Here is a 20,682-nt window from a genome sequence, read left to right as displayed (position 1 = left end):
CGTTGAGATTTTGCGGAGGCGATCAACCGTTCTTTTTTTCGAAATCCTTCATGAAGATCACGAGCGCGTCGACCCCTTCCTCGGGAAACGCATTGTAGATCGACGCCCGCAGACCGCCGACGGAGCGGTGGCCCTTGAGGCCATCCAGCCCGGCTGCCTTGGACTCCTTCACGAATTTCTCCTCAAGTGTCTCGTTCGGGAGGCGGAAGGTCACGTTCATCCGTGACCGGTCCTCCTTCTTCGCATGTCCGCGATAGAAGCCCGTCCGGTCGATCTCGGCATACAACTTCTGCGCCTTGCGGAGGTTGATCTTTTCCATGGCCTCCAGGCCGCCGAGCTTGAGCAGCCAGCGGCCCACCAGGTTCATGATGTAGATTGCGAACGCCGGCGGCGTGTTGTGGAGCGATTTGTCTTCGACGTGGGGGCCGTACTGGAGCATGATCGGAAGTTTCTCGTACGCCGGATTGGCCTTTGCCTTCTGCAGCATGTCGTCGCGCAGGATAACGAGCGTGCAGCCGGCCGGGCCCATGTTCTTCTGCGCGCCGGCGTAAATCGCCGCGTACTTCTTTATGTCGAGCGGGCGGCTGAGCATGTGTGACGAGGTGTCGACGACGAGCGGCACGCTGCCGACTTCGGGCAGCGCATGGAACTCGACGCCGTGGATCGTTTCATTGCTGGCCAGGTGAACGTAGGCGGCGTTCGGCGTGAGTTTCAGCTCCTGCTGTTTCGGCACGCGCGTGAAGTTCTCGGCCTTGCCCGTGAAAGCGACGTTGATCGCCCCGACCTTCCTGGCTTCCTTGAGCGCTTTTTCTGACCACGATCCGGTAGTGATATAGTCAGCGGTCTCGCCGGCCGCCAGCAGGTTGAGCGGCATCATCGAGAACTGCAGGGTGGCGCCTCCCTGGAGGAACAGTACGTGGTAGTTTTGCGGGATGCCGGCGAGCTTGCGGATGTTCGCCTCGCATTCCTGGATGATTGCCTCGAAGGTCTTCGAGCGGTGGCTGATCTCGAGGACCGACATGCCGACACCCGGCAATGCCACGAGGTCGCGCTGCGCTTCCTCGAGCACCGGCAACGGCAGGACGGCGGGCCCGGCCGCGAAGTTGAAAACACGTGTAGTGGTTCCCATGATTGACTCCTTATGAGTTCCGGTTTATGAGATGATCACGGTCATTGACGACACCATGTAATTCAGCAGCCACCAAAGACACGAAAAAATCCTCTCCTGTTTTCGGTGGTCAGGACCAGGAAAGCGGTCAGGACCGCTGGGCGAGCGCCACGAGATGCATGTCGAGGATGTCTGCGCATCCCTTCTTGATGCCGTCCAGCAATTCCGGCGACGGCTCGCCGTCCAGATTGATCCGTGCGATCGCGGCCTGAGCGCCGTCGAAGATGATGTTCTCGGTCTCCTGTGCGTTGATCGCATGGCCGGCCAGCTGGTCGAAGACACTCGCCAACACCCCCGGCTTATCGAGATGGCGGATGATCAAAGCGTAGCTCGCGGGGCTATGAGCCGCCAGGTTGACGACATTGGGGACAACTCCCTTGTCCTTGTAAGTCTGGACAATGCGCACCGTCTCGGCCGCGATCGCCTCCTGGGCCTGGTCGGTCGAGGCGCCGATGTGATGGGTGCCGTATACGCCGGGCAGCTTCGCCAGTGGGAAGTCGAAATCGGCTGTTGCCCCGGCCGGTTCGCCGGGGTAGACATCGAGCGCCACGCGGATGTTTTTCTCCTTCACCACCTGCTCGAGCGCTTTATAATCGACCACCTCGGAACGCGCCGTGTTGACGAAGTAGCTTCCCGGCTTCAGGCGGCCGAGCACATCGGCGTTGACGACTCCCTTCGTTTTGGCGTTCGCCGCCAGGTGCACGCTCAGAATGTCACACTTTTCGGCCACCTCGGCCGGCGTCTGGGCGACCCGGATAATCGGCTCGATCAGTGACCCCGAGGCGGGACGGAAGCGCACGAGGATGGGCAGGTCGATCGGGAGTCCGTCACGATCCGTAGCAACCCCGATCTCGCTCCAGATCACCAGGTTCATGCCGAACGCCTGAGCACGTTTGGCCATTTCCTGGCCGATGTTGCCGAAGCCGAGCAGGCCGAGCGTCTTGCCGTGCAGGCCCCTAGCCCTGGCGTACTCCTTCTTGTTCCACTTGCCCATGCGCAACTCGGCCGCATTGTCCGGAATGCGGCGGTCCAAGGCGAGGATCAGGCCGAAAGCCAGTTCGGCGACGGCGACCGCGTTTTTGCCAGGGCAGTTCGACACGTATATGCCGCGTTTCGACGCCGCCTTGACGTCGATGGTGTTGTAACCCGCGCCCGCACGGACGATGAGCGACAGGCGTCCGGCATCGAGCATCGGCTCGGTCACCTGAGTCGAGCGCACAACCAGCACCTCGGCACCCGTCCGGCCGATTGCCTCGACCAGCGTGGCATCCTTCAAATCGGGTTCATAGACCACCTCACACCCGGCCGCTTTCAGACCCTCGATTCCGCTCTTTTCGAACTTGTCGGCAACAAGGACTTTCATGGCTGTCCATCCTTTCAAATCAGATAAGATGAATGAGAAGACCGTCCCGCAACTTCGGCTCAAACCACGTCGATTTTGGCGGCATGATTTCGCCCGCATCGGCAATGCGCATCAATTCGTCGACACCGACGGGAAACAGGGAGAAGGCGACAGCCGCCTTCCCTTCCTTTGCCAGCCGCTCCAGCTCAGCGGTGCCGCGAATGCCGCCGACGAAGTCAATCCGCTTGTCCGTGCGCGGATCGCAGACCTTAAGCAGCGGCATGAGCACCTGTTCCTGCAGGAGGCTGACATCGAGCGTGCTGCGGATGTCGGCGGCTTCGGCCTGCCCCTTGAGGCGCAGCGCATACCAGTTTCCGCCAAGATACATCGAAACCTCGCCCTTGGTCGCCGGGATCGGCATGCCAGCGCGCAGCTGCACGCGCGACTCGAGCTCGGCCAACAAAGCTCCGGGGGTTTGTCCCGCCAGGTCCCTGACGACCCGATTATAGGGCAGAATCTGCGTCTGATTGTCAGGAAAAGCGACGGCCAGCATCCAGTCGGCTTCCTCGTGCCGCACGCCCGGTTCTTTCTCGGCGAGATACCGTCTGGTGCGGGCCGCGCTGGCCGCGCGGTGGTGTCCGTCGGCGATGTAGAGGCAGGGCAACTCGCCGAAGGCTTTCGTCAGTGCCCCCAGGTCGGCACTCGTGACACGCCAGACCGTGTGGCGCACTTTGTCCACGGCCTCGAAATCGAACAGCGGCGCGGTCGAGGTCACCTTGTCGGCCACAGCATCGATCGCCTTGGATGCGCGGTAAGTCAGGAATACCGGACCGGTCTGCGCGCGCAGCGCGCTGATGTGGCGCGTGCGGTCGTCCTCCTTCTCGCGCCGCGTGCGCTCATGCTTTTTGATGAGGCCGCCCTCGTACTCGTCCACCGAGTAGCACGCTGCCAGGCCGGTCTGCTGATGGCTCCCCATTCGCAGCCGATAGAAGTAGACGGCCGGCACCTCCTCAACCATGAGGGGCGCGGCGGTGCGGAGGCGGTTGAAGCTTTTGAGGGCGTGGCTGTATACCGCATCCGAATATGGATCGGTCGATGCAGGGAGGTCGATCTCCGCGCGTGAGACGTGGAGGAAGCTGAGAGGGTTGCCGGAAGCCAGCGTCCGTGCTTCCTCGACGTTGACCACATCATAAGGTACGGCTGAAACCCGATCGACATTTGCCGGCACCGGCCTGAGCGCTCTAAACGGACGAATGATTGCCATAGTTGTTACTCGTGACGGCCATGGGGCCGCGGAGAAAGGTTTTTGAGGCTGGGAGCAATTGTCGGCAACATCAGCCGAGCTGTTGTAGATACCTGATAGAGCGGGAACATGTCAAGCGAACATCGAATCCGGCCGGAACAGAGGAATCTCTCCGCTCCGAAAATGCCGGCCTCGGAATTAGACGCCTGCAACCTGAAAACCACTGGCCATTAACCTTCGCCTACGAGCGCATCCGCCACCATCGTGGAGGTCGATTCGCAGCCCGCTGCAACCAGAATATGCAAGGACGAAACAGGCTTGCCGGTCAACCCCAGCCGCCATCCTTTAATGATTTAGTATCTGCTAATTAAATTGCCGCAAGGCCAGCAATATCTATAAATTATAGTTATATGATGTGCTTGCAACGGCGAGCCGGAATGGCTAGCATCGCCCCGTACGCTGTGAGCCAGGCGTATGCATCAAGGGAGTGCGAAGGGTCGTGCTTGGACCTCCTGGCGGATGTTCGAAGCCGAAAAGTCACTCCTGATCTCGGCGGGCCCCAGGCAGCCCGCAATTATCGGCACTCATTCCAGACATCGCTGTGAAGGCCGCAGGTTGAAGAGGGCGGCCATCACGGTTGATTTCTGACCGATCATGCTCCTCCCGGAAGGGACGGGGGACAGCTGATTTTTTCCCGAGCAGACTGCTCGACCAAAGAAAGATCGCGGGTGCGAAACCGGGTGATCAGACCCGATTTCGAGAATTAACTCACTCAACCCAAGGAACCTTTTATGAAAAGTAGTTTATTCAGGTTAGTTACAGCAATGCTTCTGGTGACATTGGTCAGCTTGGCTGCCTATGCCCAGGGCGGAGCGAGCTCCTCGCTTGCGGGCACGGTCGTCGACCAGTCCGGCGGGGTCATCCCGGGAGCGGAGGTTGTGATCAAAAACAACAGTACCGGCGCAGAGTCCAAGGCCGTCACTGCGGATAACGGGACCTTCTTCATACCGGCCCTGGCTGCGGGCACCTATACCGCTACCGTCAGCATGCCGAACTTCAAGCAAGCGGTCGTCAAGGACATCGTGCTTAGCGCAGGGGCCCCCGGCTCGATCCGTGTCCCGCTCCAGGTCGGCGGCATCAGTGAGGTTGTCACGGTGGAGGCCAACGCCGAGGTCGTGCAGTCGCAGACGGCGACCATCACCACGACGATGAACACCACCCAGATCGCGAGCCTGCCGCTGGCCACCCGGAGTGCTTTGGACTTTCTGGTTTTTCTCCCCGGCGTGAACACGACCGGAAGCGCCCGCGATTCCACGATCGCCGGCATGCCCAACAACACCATCAACATCACGATTGACGGCATCAACACCCAGGACAACTACCTCAAGGGGAGTGCGGGCGGAGACGGCTTCTTCAGCATGATCTCCCCGCGCCTGGATGCCGTCCAGGAAGTGACGCTTTCCACGGCGACTCCGGGATCCGAAGCCGCCGGCCAGGGTGCGGTGCAGATCAAGTTCGTCACGCGCTCCGGCAACAACGATTATCACGGCAGCGTTTACGAGTACCATCAGAACTCGGCGCTCAATGCCAACAACTGGTTCACCAACCGCGACCGCGGTCAGACGTACGACGGCACGCAGACACCCTGCACCGCGGCGCAAATGCAGACTGAATTTGAGAAGTGCAAAGCGCCGCGCAATTTCCTCCTACTCAACCAGTGGGGCTTCCGCGTAGGCGGTCCCATCAGTCTGCCCAAGGCGCTCTTCGGGCCGTTGAGCTTCAGCGGCAAGGACAGAGCCTTCTTTTTCCTCAACTATGAGGAAACCCGTCAGCCCTGGTCACAGAACCGGACCCGGACGATCTTCAACCCGCTGGTGGATCAAGGCATCTTCCCTTACACCGTGGGCCAGACGACGCAGCAGGTGAACCTGTTGAATCTGGCAGCCGCCAACGGGCAGACGGCCACATGGGATCCCACTATCCAGAAACTGCTGGCGGACATTCGCAACGCCACAACGCAGCAGGGCACTGTGAAGCAGCAGACCGATCCGGCCTACATGGATTACATGATCACCAACAAAGGGTTTTACCTGCGCCAGTCCCCGACGGCCCGCTTCGACATCAACCTGACGGACAAGCACCGCATCGAGGGGACCTGGAATTTCATGAAGTACGTCCCCGACGTGGACACCACAAACAGCATGGATCCGGCGTACCCGGGGTTCCCGAACTTCGGCACCCAGGGTTCGAACCGCTTTTCTGGTTCCGTGACGCTCCGTTCGACCTTGACCCCAAGGCTCGTCAATGAAGCGCGCACCGGCCTGCTGGGCGGCGTGACCCTATTCTCGCCGGATGTGAATCTGGGCATGTTCCAGACCAACGGGGTGGGCAACCAGGATGGCTTTGCGCTCAGCCTGAGCCTGATCAGCAATGTTTACCGTCAGAACAATCCGTCGCGCCGCGATGTGCCCAACGAATCGTTCGACGACGCACTGACTTGGACCAGGGGCTCGCACAGCTTCAGCATCGGCGGCTCCTTCACTAACGTCGGCTTGTGGTCCTGGGGTCAGCAGATCGCGCCCGGGATCTCCTTCGGGGTGAACTCCACCTACGATCCGTCGTACATCATGTTCAACACCCAGAACCAGGGGACGAACTTCCCGAACGCATCCAGTGCCCAGATCAGCACGGCCATGAGCATGTACGCGCTGATGACCGGGCGCGTGACGCAGATCACCGGAACCGGCATCCTGAGCGAGATCACCAACAAGTACACCTACGACGGCGCCCAGGTTCAGCGCGGCCACATGCGCGAGCTGGGATTCTTCATTGCAGATTCCTGGCGCATGCGCCCCAACCTGACGCTGAACTACGGCGTGCGTTGGGAAGGGCAGTTGCCGTTCGTGCCGCTCAACAACATGTACACGACCAACACCGTCGCGGATCTCTACGGAGTTTCCGGATACGGCAACATGTTCAAACCCGGCACCATAGCCGGCGTCGCGCCGACGTACAAGCTTTACAAGGCCGGCGATCCTGCCTACAACACCTCGTACCATGATTTCGCCCCGAGCCTCGGCTTCGCCTGGAGTCCGAATGCGGAAGGCTTCCTCAAGAAGATCCTGGGCGAGAACGGCAAATCGGTGCTCCGCGGCGGTTTTGGCCTGGCCTATAACCGCAACGGCATGTACGACTACACCTCCATGTTCAGCGCCAACCCGGGCATGACCGTCAATGCGACGCGCAGCGTCGCCAACGGCAACCTGGTCAGCGGTGCCGGGACCGACGTCTGGCCGCTTCTGTTCCGTGACAAGAGCCGCCTCGGCGCGCCGACTTTCGCCGACGCACCGCTGTATCCGATACAGTCGACGTCGATCTCGGATCAGGTCAACCTGTTCGACCCCTACTCCAGAACACCGTACACGATGTCCTGGTCCTTCGGCCTGCAGCGCGAGCTGACCAAGGACATGGCGGTGGAAGTGCGTTACGTGGCCACCCGCAACGAGCAGCCCTGGACCCAGAGAAACTTCAACGAGCAGAACATTGTCGAAAACGGGATGCTCGACGAGTTCAAGCTGGCGATGGCCAACCTGAAGGCGAACCAGGCGTACAACGTCAAGAACACTTTTGCTTACACCGGCGCGCCCGGCACGTCTCCGCTGCCTATCACGCTCGCATACTTGAGCGGCTTCAACGCGACACAAGCCATGGATCCGGCGAAATACACCTCGTCGAGCTTCACAAGCAGCACCTATGTGAACACGCTGGCCCAGTTCAACCCCAACCCGGGCAGCTACGCGACCAGCCTCTGGAACAACGCGACCCAGCGCGCCAATGCATTGGCCGCGGGATTGCCGGCGAACTTCTTCTTCGTCAACCCGACCGTCGCCTCGGGCGGCGCCTGGTTGTCGACCAACGGCGGCTTCAACCGCTACGACTCGATGGTGGTGGAACTGCGCCGCCGGCTGTCTCGTGGCCTGCTGGTTCAAGCCAACTATGTTTTCGCCAAGGGCCTGAGCGGTTCGTTCCTATCGTTCCGCGCCCCCCGTGCCACGGTTACGGGCGCCACCTTGCCGCAGGCATTCAAGATCAACTGGGTCTACGAGCTTCCGATCGGCAGCGGCAGAACGCTGCTGGGCGAGGCGCACGGCGTGGTTGACAGACTCATCGGCGGCTGGGAGTTCCAGGGAACCGGCCGCTGGCAGAGCGGCAACCTCATCAACGTCGGCAACGTCAGGCTGGTCGGGATGACGCTGAGCGATCTGCAGGATGCGGTCGGCCTGCGCTTCGACGATCAGAACCGGCAGGTCTACTACGTGCCTGCCGACATTCTCAGCAACACGATCAAGGCCTACAACGTCAGCGCGACCACGTCCACCGGCTACAGCACTTCCGTGGGCGTGCCCACGGGAAGGTACATCGCGCCCGCGAACAGCGGCGGCTGTATCCAGGTGGTGAGCGGCGACTGCACGGGGCTGACCAACTACGTCCGGGGTCCGAGATTCCAGAATTTCGACATGAGCCTCGTGAAGAGGATCAGGTTCACGGAATCGAAGAACTTCGAGTTGCGCGCGGAGTTCCTGAACGCGTTCAACAACACCAACTTCAACGGCAGCGTCTACACCGGCACCAGCGCGACTGGCGGCCAGCTGTCGGGGACCCAAAACGGCCCGCGCGTCATCCAGGCCGTCCTTCGTCTCAACTTCTAAGTCCACCCTGGAGAGGAACACGGCCGCGCCGTGTTCCTCTCCATTTCGTTCACCTACCCGGTACCAATAACAGCCGCTCCAACAACAACTCCTCAAGACGGGAAAGCAGCCACGAATGATTCGAATCTCACGAATATCTCTATTTGTGGGAATCGTGTCATTCAGTGCTCTGCCTTTAATCCGGATTGTTCATGAGTGAATGTCCAAAATAGATCTCTGGACGCCGAAAGACGCAGATAGACGACGACGGATTTGATTTTGTCGGCGACAATAGCTCCTGGCCGCATCTATCGGCCGCCAATTCCCTGGTTTTTTTCCGCTTGCCATCCAACCGCGTGAATACTTCAGGTTAAACTCCGAATAGATTAGCCTCGACTAACCGCTACAAGGACTCATTTCAAGCGATCAGGGCGGAGAACGCAATTTCCAGCCGCTGCTGACAAGGCAAACCGACACTTCGGCCCCCACTACTTGCCATGATTGCGACTTGCTTAGCAAATGCACTCAGAATCTGGAAATAAAAACATTAAAATGTGTTTATATTTTCCTGCCAGCAAATACATATGTAAGACTGCGGCGGCAGGTCCGTCACCGCGCAGAATGCTACAGGACAGGGTTTCATGCAATCGAGACGCGTATGCGGGGGTAAATAGAATTTTTCATGCCCGCCATCTCCGATTACCATGTGCTTATCAGACAACGACTAATGGACATTGTTTATAATTAAAACACTATGATGTACTTGCGTCATTGCAGCGAAGGACGCTAGGATCGCTCGACGCCGCGAACTTAAGGCGTGCGCTGATACAGATAATCTAAGAATCAGCTTCTTGTTTTTCTCAAGCAGGGGCGGAGAAGCGGAAGTGCTTCGAGACCTGAACACCACCTGGCGGATGATCCCGAAGCCGCGTGACCTCCCCTGATTCTGGCGGGTTCCCTGGCAAATCCCGCGAATGTGTGCGGCCTTCAGAAGGGGCGGCGCTGTGAGGGCAGCGCCTGCTTGCAGCCGCTTGCATGAATGCTGATTCCCTGATTGACCCGACGCCTGCAGCAGGCGTGAGGGACGTCTTGATCACAGAATGAATGTGGGAGCGAAACCGGGAGGACGATGATCCGGTTTCGAGAATCAACCATTTAATCCAAGGAACCCTTATGAAACATTGTGCATTACGGTTAGTTTCCACCACGCTTCTGGTTGCGTTGCTCAGCTGGATCGGCTACGCCCAGGGCGGTGCGAGCTCCGCGCTTACAGGAACGGTCGTCGACCAGTCCGGCGGGATCATTCCCGGCGCGGAGGTCACGGTCAAAAATAATGAAACCGGAGCGGAGTTCAAGACGGTCACTGCGGATAACGGCACTTTTTCCATTCCTGCCATGCCTCCTGGAACGTATACGGCTACGGTGAGCGTGCCCAACTTCAAACAAGCGAGCGTCAAGGACATCAAGGTGACTGCCGGCACGACCTCCACGATCCGGGTTGAACTCCAGGTCGGCGGCAGCAACGAAGTGGTCACCGTGCAGGCGAACGCCGAGGTGGTGCAGGCGTCATCGGCGAACATCACGACGACGCTGACGGTGAATCAGATCACCCAACTCCCTCTGGCCACCCGCAACGCCATGGACTTTCTGGTCATGTTGCCGGGCGTGAACACGACGGGAGGCGCGCGCAACTCCACCATTAACGGTCTGCCGAACAATTCGATCAACATCACGATCGACGGCATCAACACACAGGACCAGTACCTCAAGGGCAATTCCGGCGGTGACGGCTTCTTCAGCCTGATCAGCCCGCGCCTGGATGCCATTGAAGAGGTCACCGTTTCATCGGCCACGCCGGGCGCCGAGAGTTCCGGCCAGGGCGCGGTCCAGATCAAATTTGTCACCCGCTCGGGCAACAACGATTACCACGGCAGCGCCTACTGGTACCATCGCAATCCGGCGCTCAATTCCAACTACTGGTTCAACAACCGCGACAAGACGCCGGCCTACAACGGCACGACCACTCCCTGCACCACGGCGCAGATGCAGACTGAGTTTGAGAAATGCAAGGCGTTGCGCGACCGGGTGCTGTTCAATCAGCCCGGCGGCCGTATCGGCGGCCCGATCACGCTTCCGAAGGCGCTCTTCGGCCCGTTGGGTTTCAACGGCAAGGATAAGGCTTTCTTCTTCGTCAACTACGAGGAATTCCGCCTGCCGGCCCAGCAGACCCGGACCCGGACCTTCTTCGGCCCGGGAGTCGAGAACGGCATCTTCCCTTACACCGTGACTGGCGCAGGGACCCAGACCGTAAATCTCTGGAATCTGGCAGCCGCCAATGGCCAGACCGCTACCCCGGACCCGACCATTCAGAAACTGCTGACCGACATTCGGGCGGCGGCGCAGGACCCGGCCAACGGCGTCAGCGAGATCCTCCAGAGCGATCCTTTGTACGAGAATTACATCTTCACCAACAAGGGCCTGGGCGTGCGCAAGTTCCTGACCACTCGCGGCGACTTCAACCTGACAAGCAAGCACCGCCTGGAGCTCAGCTGGAACTTCCATCGCTATGTTCCCGGCACCGACTTCCTCAACAGTTATGACCCGGCCTACCCGGGTTCACCGAATGTCGGCCAGCAGGGCGGGAACCGCTTCTCGCAATCCTCGGCGCTGCGTTCGACCATCACGCCCAGGATCGTCAACGAAGCGCGGTTTGCCTTCCTGGGAGGGGTCACCCTCTGGAACGGCAACGGCAGTCCTTCGATGTTCAGCGGATCCACTTACAACATGGATGGCTTTGGCATTGCCTTCCCTACAGGCTACAGCCCCTACCGCTACACGACACCCTCCCGCCGCAGCGTGCCGAATGAAACCATCGAGGACACGCTGAGCTGGACCAAGGGTTCGCACAGCATCAGCTTCGGGGGCACCTGGACCAACATCGGCATGTTCACCGAGAGCCACCAGATGGTGCCGACGATCGGTCTGGGCTTGAACACCAGCTACGATCCGGCGGCGATCATGTTCAATTCGACCAACGGCCCGAAGAACTTCCAGGGCGCGTCCAGCTCGCAGTACGGCAATGCCCAAACCATATACGCACTCTTGACCGGGCGTGTCAGTTCCATCGGCGGCAATGGCGTCCTGAGCGAGGTAAACAATCAGTACACATACAATGGGTCGAACGTTCAGCGCGGCCACATGCGTGAAATGGGAGCCTTCGTTGCGGACTCATGGCGTATGCGCCCGGGTCTGACATTCAACTACGGTGTGCGTTGGGAGCTGCAGATGCCGTTTATCCCGCTCAACAGCGTGTACTCTACGAATGACCTGACTGACCTGTGGGGGCTTTCCGGGCCCCAGAACTACGGCAACGGCACACTCTATACGCCCGGCAACCTGGTAGGCCAGGCGCCGACGTACAAACAGTTCGTGGCGGGCACTCCCGCCTACAATACCACTTACTCAAATTTCGCGCCCAGTGCCGGTTTTGCCTGGAGCCCGAGTGCGAAGGAGGGCTTCCTCAGCCGGCTTGTCGGCAGTAGCGGTCAGACGGTGATCCGCAGCGGTTACTCGATTGCCTACAACCGCAACGGGATGAGCGACTACACCTCGATGTACAGCGCCAATCCTGGAATCACGGTCAATGCCGCCCGCAACGCCAGCAATGGCAACCTGGTCAGTGGCGTCGGCAGCGATGTGTGGCCGATCCTGTTCCGTGACAAGAGCCGCCTTGGCCCGCCTCCATTCATCTCGACGCCGACCTATCCGCTCCAGTCGACTTCGATCTCGGATCAGGTGAATCTCTTCGATCCCAACACGAAAACGCCCTACACCATGTCGTGGACGTTCGGCATCCAGCGCGAGCTTACCCGGGACATGGCACTGGAAGTTCGTTATGTCGGCACGCGCAACATGCAGCCGTGGACCCAGCGCAATCTCAACGAGCAGAACATCGTCGAGAATGGGTTCCTGGACGAGTTCAACCTGGCGATGGCGAACCTGCAGGCAAATCAGGCAGCGGGCCGCGGGAATACTTTCAAGTACGCCGGACCAGGATCCGGGACCTCACCGTTGCCGATCACACTGGCGTACTTCTCAGGCATCCCGGCCGCGCAGGCGGGTGACACGACCAAGTACACCTCTTCGAACTTCACCAGCAGCACCTTTGTAAACACGCTGGCGAAATTCAATCCGAACCCGGGCAGCTATGCGACCAGCCTGTGGAATGACGCGGGCCGCCGCGCCAACGCCGCAGCTGCCGGCATACCCGCCAATGAGTTTGTGGTCAATCCGACCGTCGCGTCGGGGGGCGCCTGGATCTCGACCAACGGCGGCTTCAACCGTTACGACTCGATGGTGGTGGAACTGCGCCGCCGCTTGTCCAAGGGGCTGCTGGTTCAGGCCAACTACACTTGGGCCAAGGCCATGAACAGCTCACTGGCCTCGTACCGCACACCCTATCTGCAGAGTCTGGGCGACACCCTGCCGCATGCGTTCAAGATCAACTGGGTCTACGAGCTGCCATTCGGGAGCGGGAAATTCCTGTTCGCCAACTCGCATGGCGTGGTCGACAAGGTTATCGGCGGTTGGGAGATCGAAGGCACCGGCCGCATGCAGTCCGGCAACCGGCTCAACTTCGGCAACGTCAGGCTGGTCGGGATGACGCTGGCGGATCTGCAGAATGCCATGGCGCTGCGCTTTGATGATGCCAACCGGCTGGTCTACTACGAGCCGGAAGACATCCGCATCAACACGATCGCGGCCTTCAACTACAGCGCGACCACATCCACCGGTTACAGCACCGCCTGGGGTGTTCCCACCGGACGCTACATTGCGCCCGCCAACAGCGGCGGCTGCATTCAGGTGGTGTCGGGCGACTGCGCCGGCTATACCACCTACGTCAGGGGCCCGAGGTTCACGCGCTTCGACATCAGCCTCGTCAAGAGGATCCGGTTCTCGGAGTCGAAGAACTTTGAGCTGCGCGGCGAGTTCCTGAACGCCTTCAACAACATCAACTTCACCGGCACGACTTGCGCCAGCAGCAGCTCGACCTGCGGCCAGGTGACCTCGGCCTATACGGACCCGAACCAGCAGCAGGATCCGGGCGGACGCCTGATCCAATTCGTGGTCCGCATCAACTTCTAATCTCCAACCTGTAAATAAGGGGAACACGGCTCTGGCCGTGTTCCCCTTTTCGGAACAGGACCGTTGAGATCCTGGAGATGTTGGCGCGAGCGTCGGCAGAATGCGGGTTCAGCCGCAGAGCTTCTCGGTATTGGGTGAGGGCTTCATTCAATCGCCCCAATCTCTCGAGGGCGACTCCCAGGTTATTGTGGATCTCGGCATCATCCGGCCTGTATTGAATCGCCTGCTGATACTGCGCCGCCGCCTCCCCGATCCTGCCCATCCCCTGCAGGACGTTCCCCAGATTGAAGTGAGCGTCCGCATAGCCGGGTTTGAGTCGCAGGGTCTCCCTATACTGGGTCGCGGCCTCATCAAGACGGCCCAGTCCTTGCAGGGCGAAGCCCAGGTTGATATGGGCCTCGGCATAGTCGGGCTTGAGACGCAGGGCCTCTCTGTAGCTGGCCACTGCTTCCTCGGCACGACCCATGTGTTGCAGCGTGACACCCAGATTGTGGTGCGCCTCGGGATTGTCAGGTTTGAGCTCCAGGGCTTCCCGGAATTGTGCGAGGGCCTCGTCCAGGCGGCCCATCGCCTGCATCACATTTCCCAGATTATTCCGGGCCTCCACCGAATCGGGCTTGAGCCGCAATGCCATTTCGTATTGAGCCAGAGCCTCCTCATGCCGGCCGAGCTTTTCCAGGCTGTTGCCCAGGCTGTTGCGGGCTTCCGCGAAATCCGGCCGGAGCCGCACGGCCACCGTCAAGGTTTCCAGTGCCTCGGGTCTGCCCAGTTTCTGCAATAACCGGCCCAGGTTGTACTGCGCATCAAAGTAGTCCGGATCGACCCGCAGGGCATCCTGGTAGTGCGCAATCGCCTCTTCAATGTGCCCCTGCGTTTCCAGGGCTTGACCCATGTTGTTGAGCGCCTCGGCATAATCCGGTTTAAGTCGCAGGGCCTCTCTGAAGTGAGCCATAGCCTCATCAGGGCGGCCGCCCAGTTCCAGGATTCCAAGGTTGTTGTAGGCCATCCAGCAGGTAGGATTGCGGCTGAGCGTCGCCCGATAGAGTGTCGTCGCGTCGGTGTACTGGCGGCTCTGGCTCCAGGTCAACGCGCCCAGAGCGGCTCCCAGAACCAGGAGCGCTGCCGCGTCGGCCTTGTGATGGAGATTCCAGCGCCTGGCCAGAATCGCCAGGCCGGCGGAGAAGAGCGCGATGATGGACAGGCTCGCGAGATATTGAAAGTGATCCGCGACGAAAGAGAAACGGAAAGGAAACACATTGAAGAAACCGAGCGCAGGAAACAGGGTCCCGCAGAAGAGCAGCAGGGCGGCCAGGGGTGCGCGGGATCGTTTGCGCAGCCGCCACAGGCCGGCCAGCAAGGCGAGCACGCCGGCAGGATAGAGGTACTGCCACCATACTGTCTGGCTGACCTGCCAGCGCGGGTAGATGAAGATGAGATTCGCCGGCCAGAAGAGTTTGACGAGGTAGAACCAGATAACGCGGCCGGCGATGAGGCCGCGCTCGATGAAGGTGAATTGAAACTCGGCCCCCTGGGCCCCGATCAAGGCTCGCTCGACCCAGGCGGTGAGCAGGCCTGCGGTGATGCCGAGCGCGAAAAATGGCGCAAGCGGCATCAGGTCGCGACGCCGGCTGAGCGTGCCGCGCTGCCACCAGAGGAGGACGAGGAGTGCAGCCGGCAGCGTGGCGGTAAGGGTTTTGCTGAGTACGGCGAGAATGAATAGTGCCAATGCTACAGCAAAGAAGCGCTTCCGACGGCTTTTGTCGAAGTGCAGATAAGCCAGGGTGGAACCGAGGTAGAACACACCCGAGAGGGTGTTTTTCAGCTCGGAGATCCAGGCGACGGACTCGACCTGGAGAGGGTGGAGGGCGAAGATGAGAGCGGCAAGAAAGGCCCCCGGGACAGCGAGGCGGCGCAGGATGACGGCCAGGAGGAATGCAGACAGGGCGTGGAGGGTGATATTGAGGAGGTGATAACCGAGGGTGCTCTCGCCCCAGAGCCTGTATAGGAACCAGAAAGCGGAATGGACGACCGGGTAGTATTGCTGGGTTGCGCCCAGGTCGAACCAGATGCGCCACAATCCGCCGGGGGAGCGCAACGCGCTGGGCGTGATGTGCGCATCATCATCCCAGAGCATGCCGCCGTGCCAGGCCGGCTGATAGGCCGCCAAGACAGCGAGCAATAGCAGCGGCAGCAAGAGCCAAATCCGATGATTCTGCGTCGTGTCGGCCGCGCGGGAATGAGCATCCGGCTGTGGCGGACTGTTATCGCAATTGCTGCCGGCCCGACGCGGCCTTTGTTTCCTGTTGCCCATGAGAGGTTAGTTATATCCGTCCTCGCGCCGAAAGACAACGGCCTGGGATCGGAGACCGGCGTATAGGGGCTGGCGTTTCTTGCGGTTTGAGGGGGTTTACTACAGGCGCCACGAAACACTCGGTGTGGCGGCGGCCACAAACCTCGGACATTTCGTGTATCTCGTCGTTTGCAAAAGCGGCTCGGAGGAACGCGGCCCGGCCGCGTTCCTCCGAGAAGGAGAAATTAGAAGTTGAAGCGCACGATGACCTGGATAGTACGCGGGCCGCCCTGCGTTCCAGACACCTGGCACATATTCAGGCTGGTGCCGGTGCATCCTGTCGTGTAGTTGAAGTTGACCTCGTTGAACGCATTCAGGAACTCGCCGCGGAGCTCAAAGTTCTTGCTCTCCGTGAAACGGATCCGCTTCACCAGGCTCATGTCCACCCGGGCCCACGGTGCTCCGCGAACATAATGATGGCGCGGTGCGCAGTCCTCAGAAAAGATTGAGGTACAGTCTACCCCTCTCGCGGGAGCGAAGTAGCGTCCAGTGGGAGCGGCTCCGCTGTACCCGGTTGCGGAAGTCGGACTGAAGCTGTACGCCAAGATGGTGTTCTGGATGATATCGTCCGGCAGCTGATAGATGATGCGTTTCGCATCATCAAAGCGCAGCTGGTAGATGCTTTGGAGTTCCTTGTCCGTCATGCCTACCACCTTGACATTGCCGAAATCGTCCCAATCGGCGCTCTGAATGCGGAAGACGCCGTGGTATTCCCAGCCGCCGATAAGGCGGTCGAGCAGCCTGCCCGTGGAGGCAGCGAGCCTGCGGCCCTGGCCGAACGGCAGTTCCCACACCCAGTTGAGCTTGAAGGTGTGAGGCAAAGTGCCGGTGCTTATGTCGTTGAACCGTTCGCGGCGGAGGGAGTACCAGGATCCTGTGAAGGCTTTGGCAAAGGTATAGTTTGCCTGAAACAGCAATCCCTGCGCCATGCGCCGACGCAACTCAATGACCATCGAGTTATACATCGAGTATCCGCCGTTGCCCTGGACGGCGACGCCGCCGAGCAGGTTGGGGTTGGTGACGAAGAAATTGGCCGGCATGCCCGCTGCTTTGCCGTTGGCGCGCTTGGTGGCATCGCTGTACAAAGCTGACGCGTAAGATACCGCGTTTGGGTTCACCCTGTTGAGGTAGCCCTCATAGGTGCTGCTGGTCCAGTTCGAGCCCGTGTACTTCGTCGGGTCGCTCGCAGAGGAACTGGGCAACCCGTTGAACCAGGCAAGGCTGATCGGCAGGGGATAGGTGCCTGTTCCCGGCCCCAGGTACTTGAAGCCGGAGGATGCCTTCCCGTTGGCGACGTTGGCCTGCAGGTTCTTCATTGCCAGTTGAAATTCTTCATAGACTCCGTTCTCGAAGATGTTGCTCTCGGTGTCGTTGTAATCATACGTGTACCATGGCTGGAGACCTTTGGTGCCCACGTAGCGGACTTCGACGGCCATGCTCTTGCCAAGCTCGCGCTGGATACCGAATTGCCAGGACTGGGCGTAGGGTGTCTTGAGATTGGGTTCGAAGACCGTCATCGAAGCCGTTTCCGAGTAGGTCGCCGATGTGATCGGGTAGACCGGCGCATCCGGGAATGTGCCCGGGGTGAGCCGAGTCCTGTCGCGGAAAAGCAGCGGCCATTGATCGGTGCCCACGCCGCTTACCAGGTTGCCTCGGGACACGTTTCGCGTGGCCGTCAGGGATCCGCCTGGATTGCCGCTGAATTCGCCAAGGTAGGTGGACATTCCCATCCGGCTGAAAGCGATCGAATATCCGGCGCGGACAACCGTGTTGCCTGTCTCCCCGAGGATGCGACTCAGCCATTTGTTATCCGACTTTGGACTCCAGGCAACCCCGACAGTGGGAGCGAAGTCCTTCCATCGCTGATTGTAGGCGCTCGTGCCCGTCTTGTACTGGATGAACTCCGGCACCTTGCCCGTCAAGGTCCCGGGTTTGAACATGTTGCCGACGCCGGATACTCCCCAGATATCAGCGATGGTGGCCGTGGAGTAGACGTCGTTGCCGGGGACAAAGGGCAGCTGGAGCTCCCAGCGCACGCCATAGTTTAACGTCAGGCCGGGACGCATGCGCCAGGCATCCTGCGCGAAAAAGCCGTATTCCTGATAGTGGCCGCGGTTGACGTTATCCCCATTAAATTTGTACTTATTGTCCTGGTCGCTCAGGTATGCGGTGCCTCCCAATGATGTAACGCTCCCGACCATAACCCCATACATGCTGCGGGCGGCCGAGAGCTGGCTTGAGTTCGCTCCCTGGAAGTTTTTCGGGCCGTTGACACTATCGAACATTACCCTGGCCGGGTCGTAAGTATTGTCGAGCCCGAGGGTGACGCTTGGGGTTCTCAGGATTCGGATCCCCATGCTCCACACGCCGTACTGTGCGAAGTTGCCGCCAAAAGTGATGCTGTGCGCCCCCTTGCTCCAGGTCATCGAGTCCTCGAGTACTTTGCTCGTCGCATTGCGGCGGCTGCCGGTGGAGGCGACATAGGGATTGGTGATCCCCGCCCCGCTGACGCTGACCACGTAGCCGTCCATGTTATATACCGAGCCGCTGAACATACCGGGACCCATGTTCGAATTGAACATGCTGGGCCCCCCGGACATGCCGGAGCGGAATTCATTGACGAGCCGCGGGGTCAAAGTCGAACGCAGCGCCGCGGACCCGTTGTAGCGCTGCGAGCACTGAACTCCGTAGTTCGGCGAATTCGGGAAATTCGGCTCATAGCCGTTTGTGGTGTCATATTGGAGGCAAAAGAGCTTGTTGTGGTTCCAGGTGATCTCCAGGCGATGGCTGCTGGTCAGGTTGAAGTCCAGCCGGCCTGTCATATAGCGCCACTTGGTCTTCGTCGGAAGGACAAAGGTGAGGGACTGAACAAGCGGATCGTTGCCCGCTCTTAGGCTTCCTTGAGAAGTAGAAGTGCGCATGTCGGCCAGGATCTGCTTGACAGTCGGGTCCCAGGTGGACACAAACCCGTTTGTAGCCGCGAGGTTCAACAGGTTCACGCTCCGGGTGACTCCGCCTGAAGTCCACAGAAAGTTGCCCGGTTCGGCCTCGGGGGTGAAGAGTGTGCTGGTCGAAGTAACCGAGGTGGGCTGGCGCAATTCCTCGTAATTGAAGAAGACAAAGGCCTTGTCCCGGCCGTCGAATCCCAGGGGGCCGAAGAGCTTCTTCGGCAGCGAGATCGGGCCGCCGAAACGGCCGCCGAGCTGATGCAGCCTGACGATTGTTGGAGGCGCCTTCCAGGTCAACGGGTCTGCACCGGCGGGCGCCGTGACGTTGCGGTTATTGAACCACGAGTTGGCATTAAAGGCGTCGTTTTGGATGTAGTCGTAGATCCCGCCATGGTAGTCGTTGTTGCCGGAACGCGTGACGAACTTGACCTGCACCGCGCCCCCGCCGGCGCTTTCCGCGCCCGGCGTCGCCGTGGAAACAGTGACCTGCTCCATGGCATCGATGCCTGGACGCACGCGGCTGAAAAAGCCGTCGGTCGACTTCATGTAGTTGTCCTGCGAGCTGATGCCGTCAATCGTGATGTTGACCATGTTTTCCGGCAATCCCATGACGCGGGCCTCACGGGTGTCGGTGCCCGAGATACTGATCCCCGGCAGACTCAGGATGACGCCTTCGAGAGCGCTGCGGCTCCCGGTCGGCAGGTTGATGATCTGGGCAATGTTCATGGTGCTCGCCACGTTGGCTGTCTGCGACTGCACCATTTCCGCGCCTGCCTCCACTACGACTGTCTCGGTTTTGCCGCCTACCTGGAGGGTGACACGGATCGTGGCCGGAACGCCGGCCTCAACTGTGATGTCCTTGTAAACCGCCACTTTGAAGTTTGGAACTGAAACCGTAGCGGTGTAAATACCAGCAGTTAGTGCAGGAACGGAGAAGGTCCCGTTGCTGGCCGTTATGGCCTTGGACTCACCGCCGGTGGCGTTGTTCCTTACGACAACTTCCGCACCAGGGATGACGCCGCCGGACGTGTCGACGACTGTTCCCGAGATGGAAGACAGGTTGCCGCCGCCCTGCGCGAGGGCGAAAGTGCTGATCAGCGAAAGAAAAAGCATCACTGAAAGCAGCCTGATTAAGCATAATTTCATAGGAAACTCCTTGATTGGATGCTTGATCCTATTGAATGAGTAAGATGTTACCTGGGATTTCCATTCAAGATCCGGCCACGGTATCTCCTCCGCATAGTTCCATACGTTTGCAGAGACGTAACCCGCGAAACCGGGTGATATCAGCTGCGAGCGGAGACAACATTGGGCTGTCTAATGCGAAAGAGTAGTTGAGGATCTCTAAGGAAATCCACCGCTTTGATGGGAGTGTTTTGGGCTCAGGGGTCGAGGCCCTGAGCGCCACCGTTCTCCTCCCCTGCCACTGCCAGGAAGCTAACTTATTGAGCAGTCGAATCGGAATTCCATAACGAATTCATTCGATTTTTGGCTCGCGAGCGATCATAACAATGCCAATCCCGCAACGCAAGAAAATTGTTAACTCCTCTTAATCTGGAAACCGGTGGAAACCGGGACGCCACCCTATTTCCTGCCACGATAGGCGAGTTATGGGCAAGTCAGGCAGGAAATAGGGTGGCGTCCCGGTTTCCGGAAATAGGGTGGCGTCCCACTGCTGTCCCACTGAGCAAATTTAGAAATCTAGCAACCCACAGTGTTCCATTGAGTTGCATCAAGAAACGACCGTAATCGATTTGAATTGCGATCTACACTTCGGCCTTCCGACTTTATGCAGAAA

Annotated in this window: 7 protein-coding genes; 2 read left to right on the top strand and 5 right to left on the bottom strand. The window is 59.7% G+C overall.

The features are described 5' to 3' along the window. Window positions 1-22: 22 nt before the first annotated feature. From serC to LAP85_21595, 3 genes are all read right to left on the bottom strand, one after another. Entirely contained in the window at window positions 23-1,129 is a 1,107-nt protein-coding gene (gene serC, locus LAP85_21605; GenBank protein MBZ5499003.1) for a 3-phosphoserine/phosphohydroxythreonine transaminase, read from the bottom strand. 127 nt (window positions 1,130-1,256) lie between these two features. Further along, on the bottom strand, window positions 1,257-2,531 hold the full coding sequence (locus LAP85_21600) for a hydroxyacid dehydrogenase (GenBank protein MBZ5499002.1): 1,275 nt from the start codon (window positions 2,529-2,531) through the stop codon (window positions 1,257-1,259). A gap of 19 nt (window positions 2,532-2,550) precedes the next feature. Next, the gene (locus tag LAP85_21595; GenBank protein ID MBZ5499001.1) at window positions 2,551-3,774 is read right to left on the bottom strand and encodes a DUF1015 family protein; all 1,224 of its coding nucleotides are present in this window, start codon (window positions 3,772-3,774) and stop codon (window positions 2,551-2,553) included. 770 nt (window positions 3,775-4,544) lie between these two features. On the opposite strand from LAP85_21595, the gene LAP85_21590 reads away from it, so the two are divergent. Continuing rightward, window positions 4,545-8,462: a carboxypeptidase-like regulatory domain-containing protein gene (locus tag LAP85_21590; protein ID MBZ5499000.1), complete on the top strand. Its 3,918-nt coding sequence runs from the start codon at window positions 4,545-4,547 to the stop codon at window positions 8,460-8,462. Between the two features lie 1,152 nt (window positions 8,463-9,614). After that, a complete protein-coding gene (locus LAP85_21585; GenBank protein ID MBZ5498999.1) occupies window positions 9,615-13,586 on the top strand; it encodes a carboxypeptidase regulatory-like domain-containing protein in 3,972 nt (1,323 codons plus the stop codon). On the opposite strand, the gene LAP85_21580 is transcribed toward LAP85_21585, so the two are convergent. Together LAP85_21580 and LAP85_21575 are read right to left on the bottom strand one after the other, a co-directional pair. Beyond that, complete coding sequence (locus LAP85_21580) at window positions 13,576-15,780, bottom strand: tetratricopeptide repeat protein (GenBank protein MBZ5498998.1); 2,205 nt, start codon at window positions 15,778-15,780, stop codon at window positions 13,576-13,578. The genes LAP85_21585 and LAP85_21580 overlap by 11 nt on opposite strands. 341 nt (window positions 15,781-16,121) lie before the next feature. After that, the gene (locus LAP85_21575) at window positions 16,122-20,030 is read right to left on the bottom strand and encodes a carboxypeptidase-like regulatory domain-containing protein (GenBank protein ID MBZ5498997.1); all 3,909 of its coding nucleotides are present in this window, start codon (window positions 20,028-20,030) and stop codon (window positions 16,122-16,124) included. Between the last annotated feature and the right edge of the window lie 652 nt (window positions 20,031-20,682).

It is taken from the genome of Terriglobia bacterium (assembly GCA_020072565.1).
Lineage (GTDB): Bacteria > Acidobacteriota > UBA6911 > UBA6911 > UBA6911 > JAFNAG01.
This window is presented reverse-complemented; position numbering and strand designations above follow the sequence as displayed.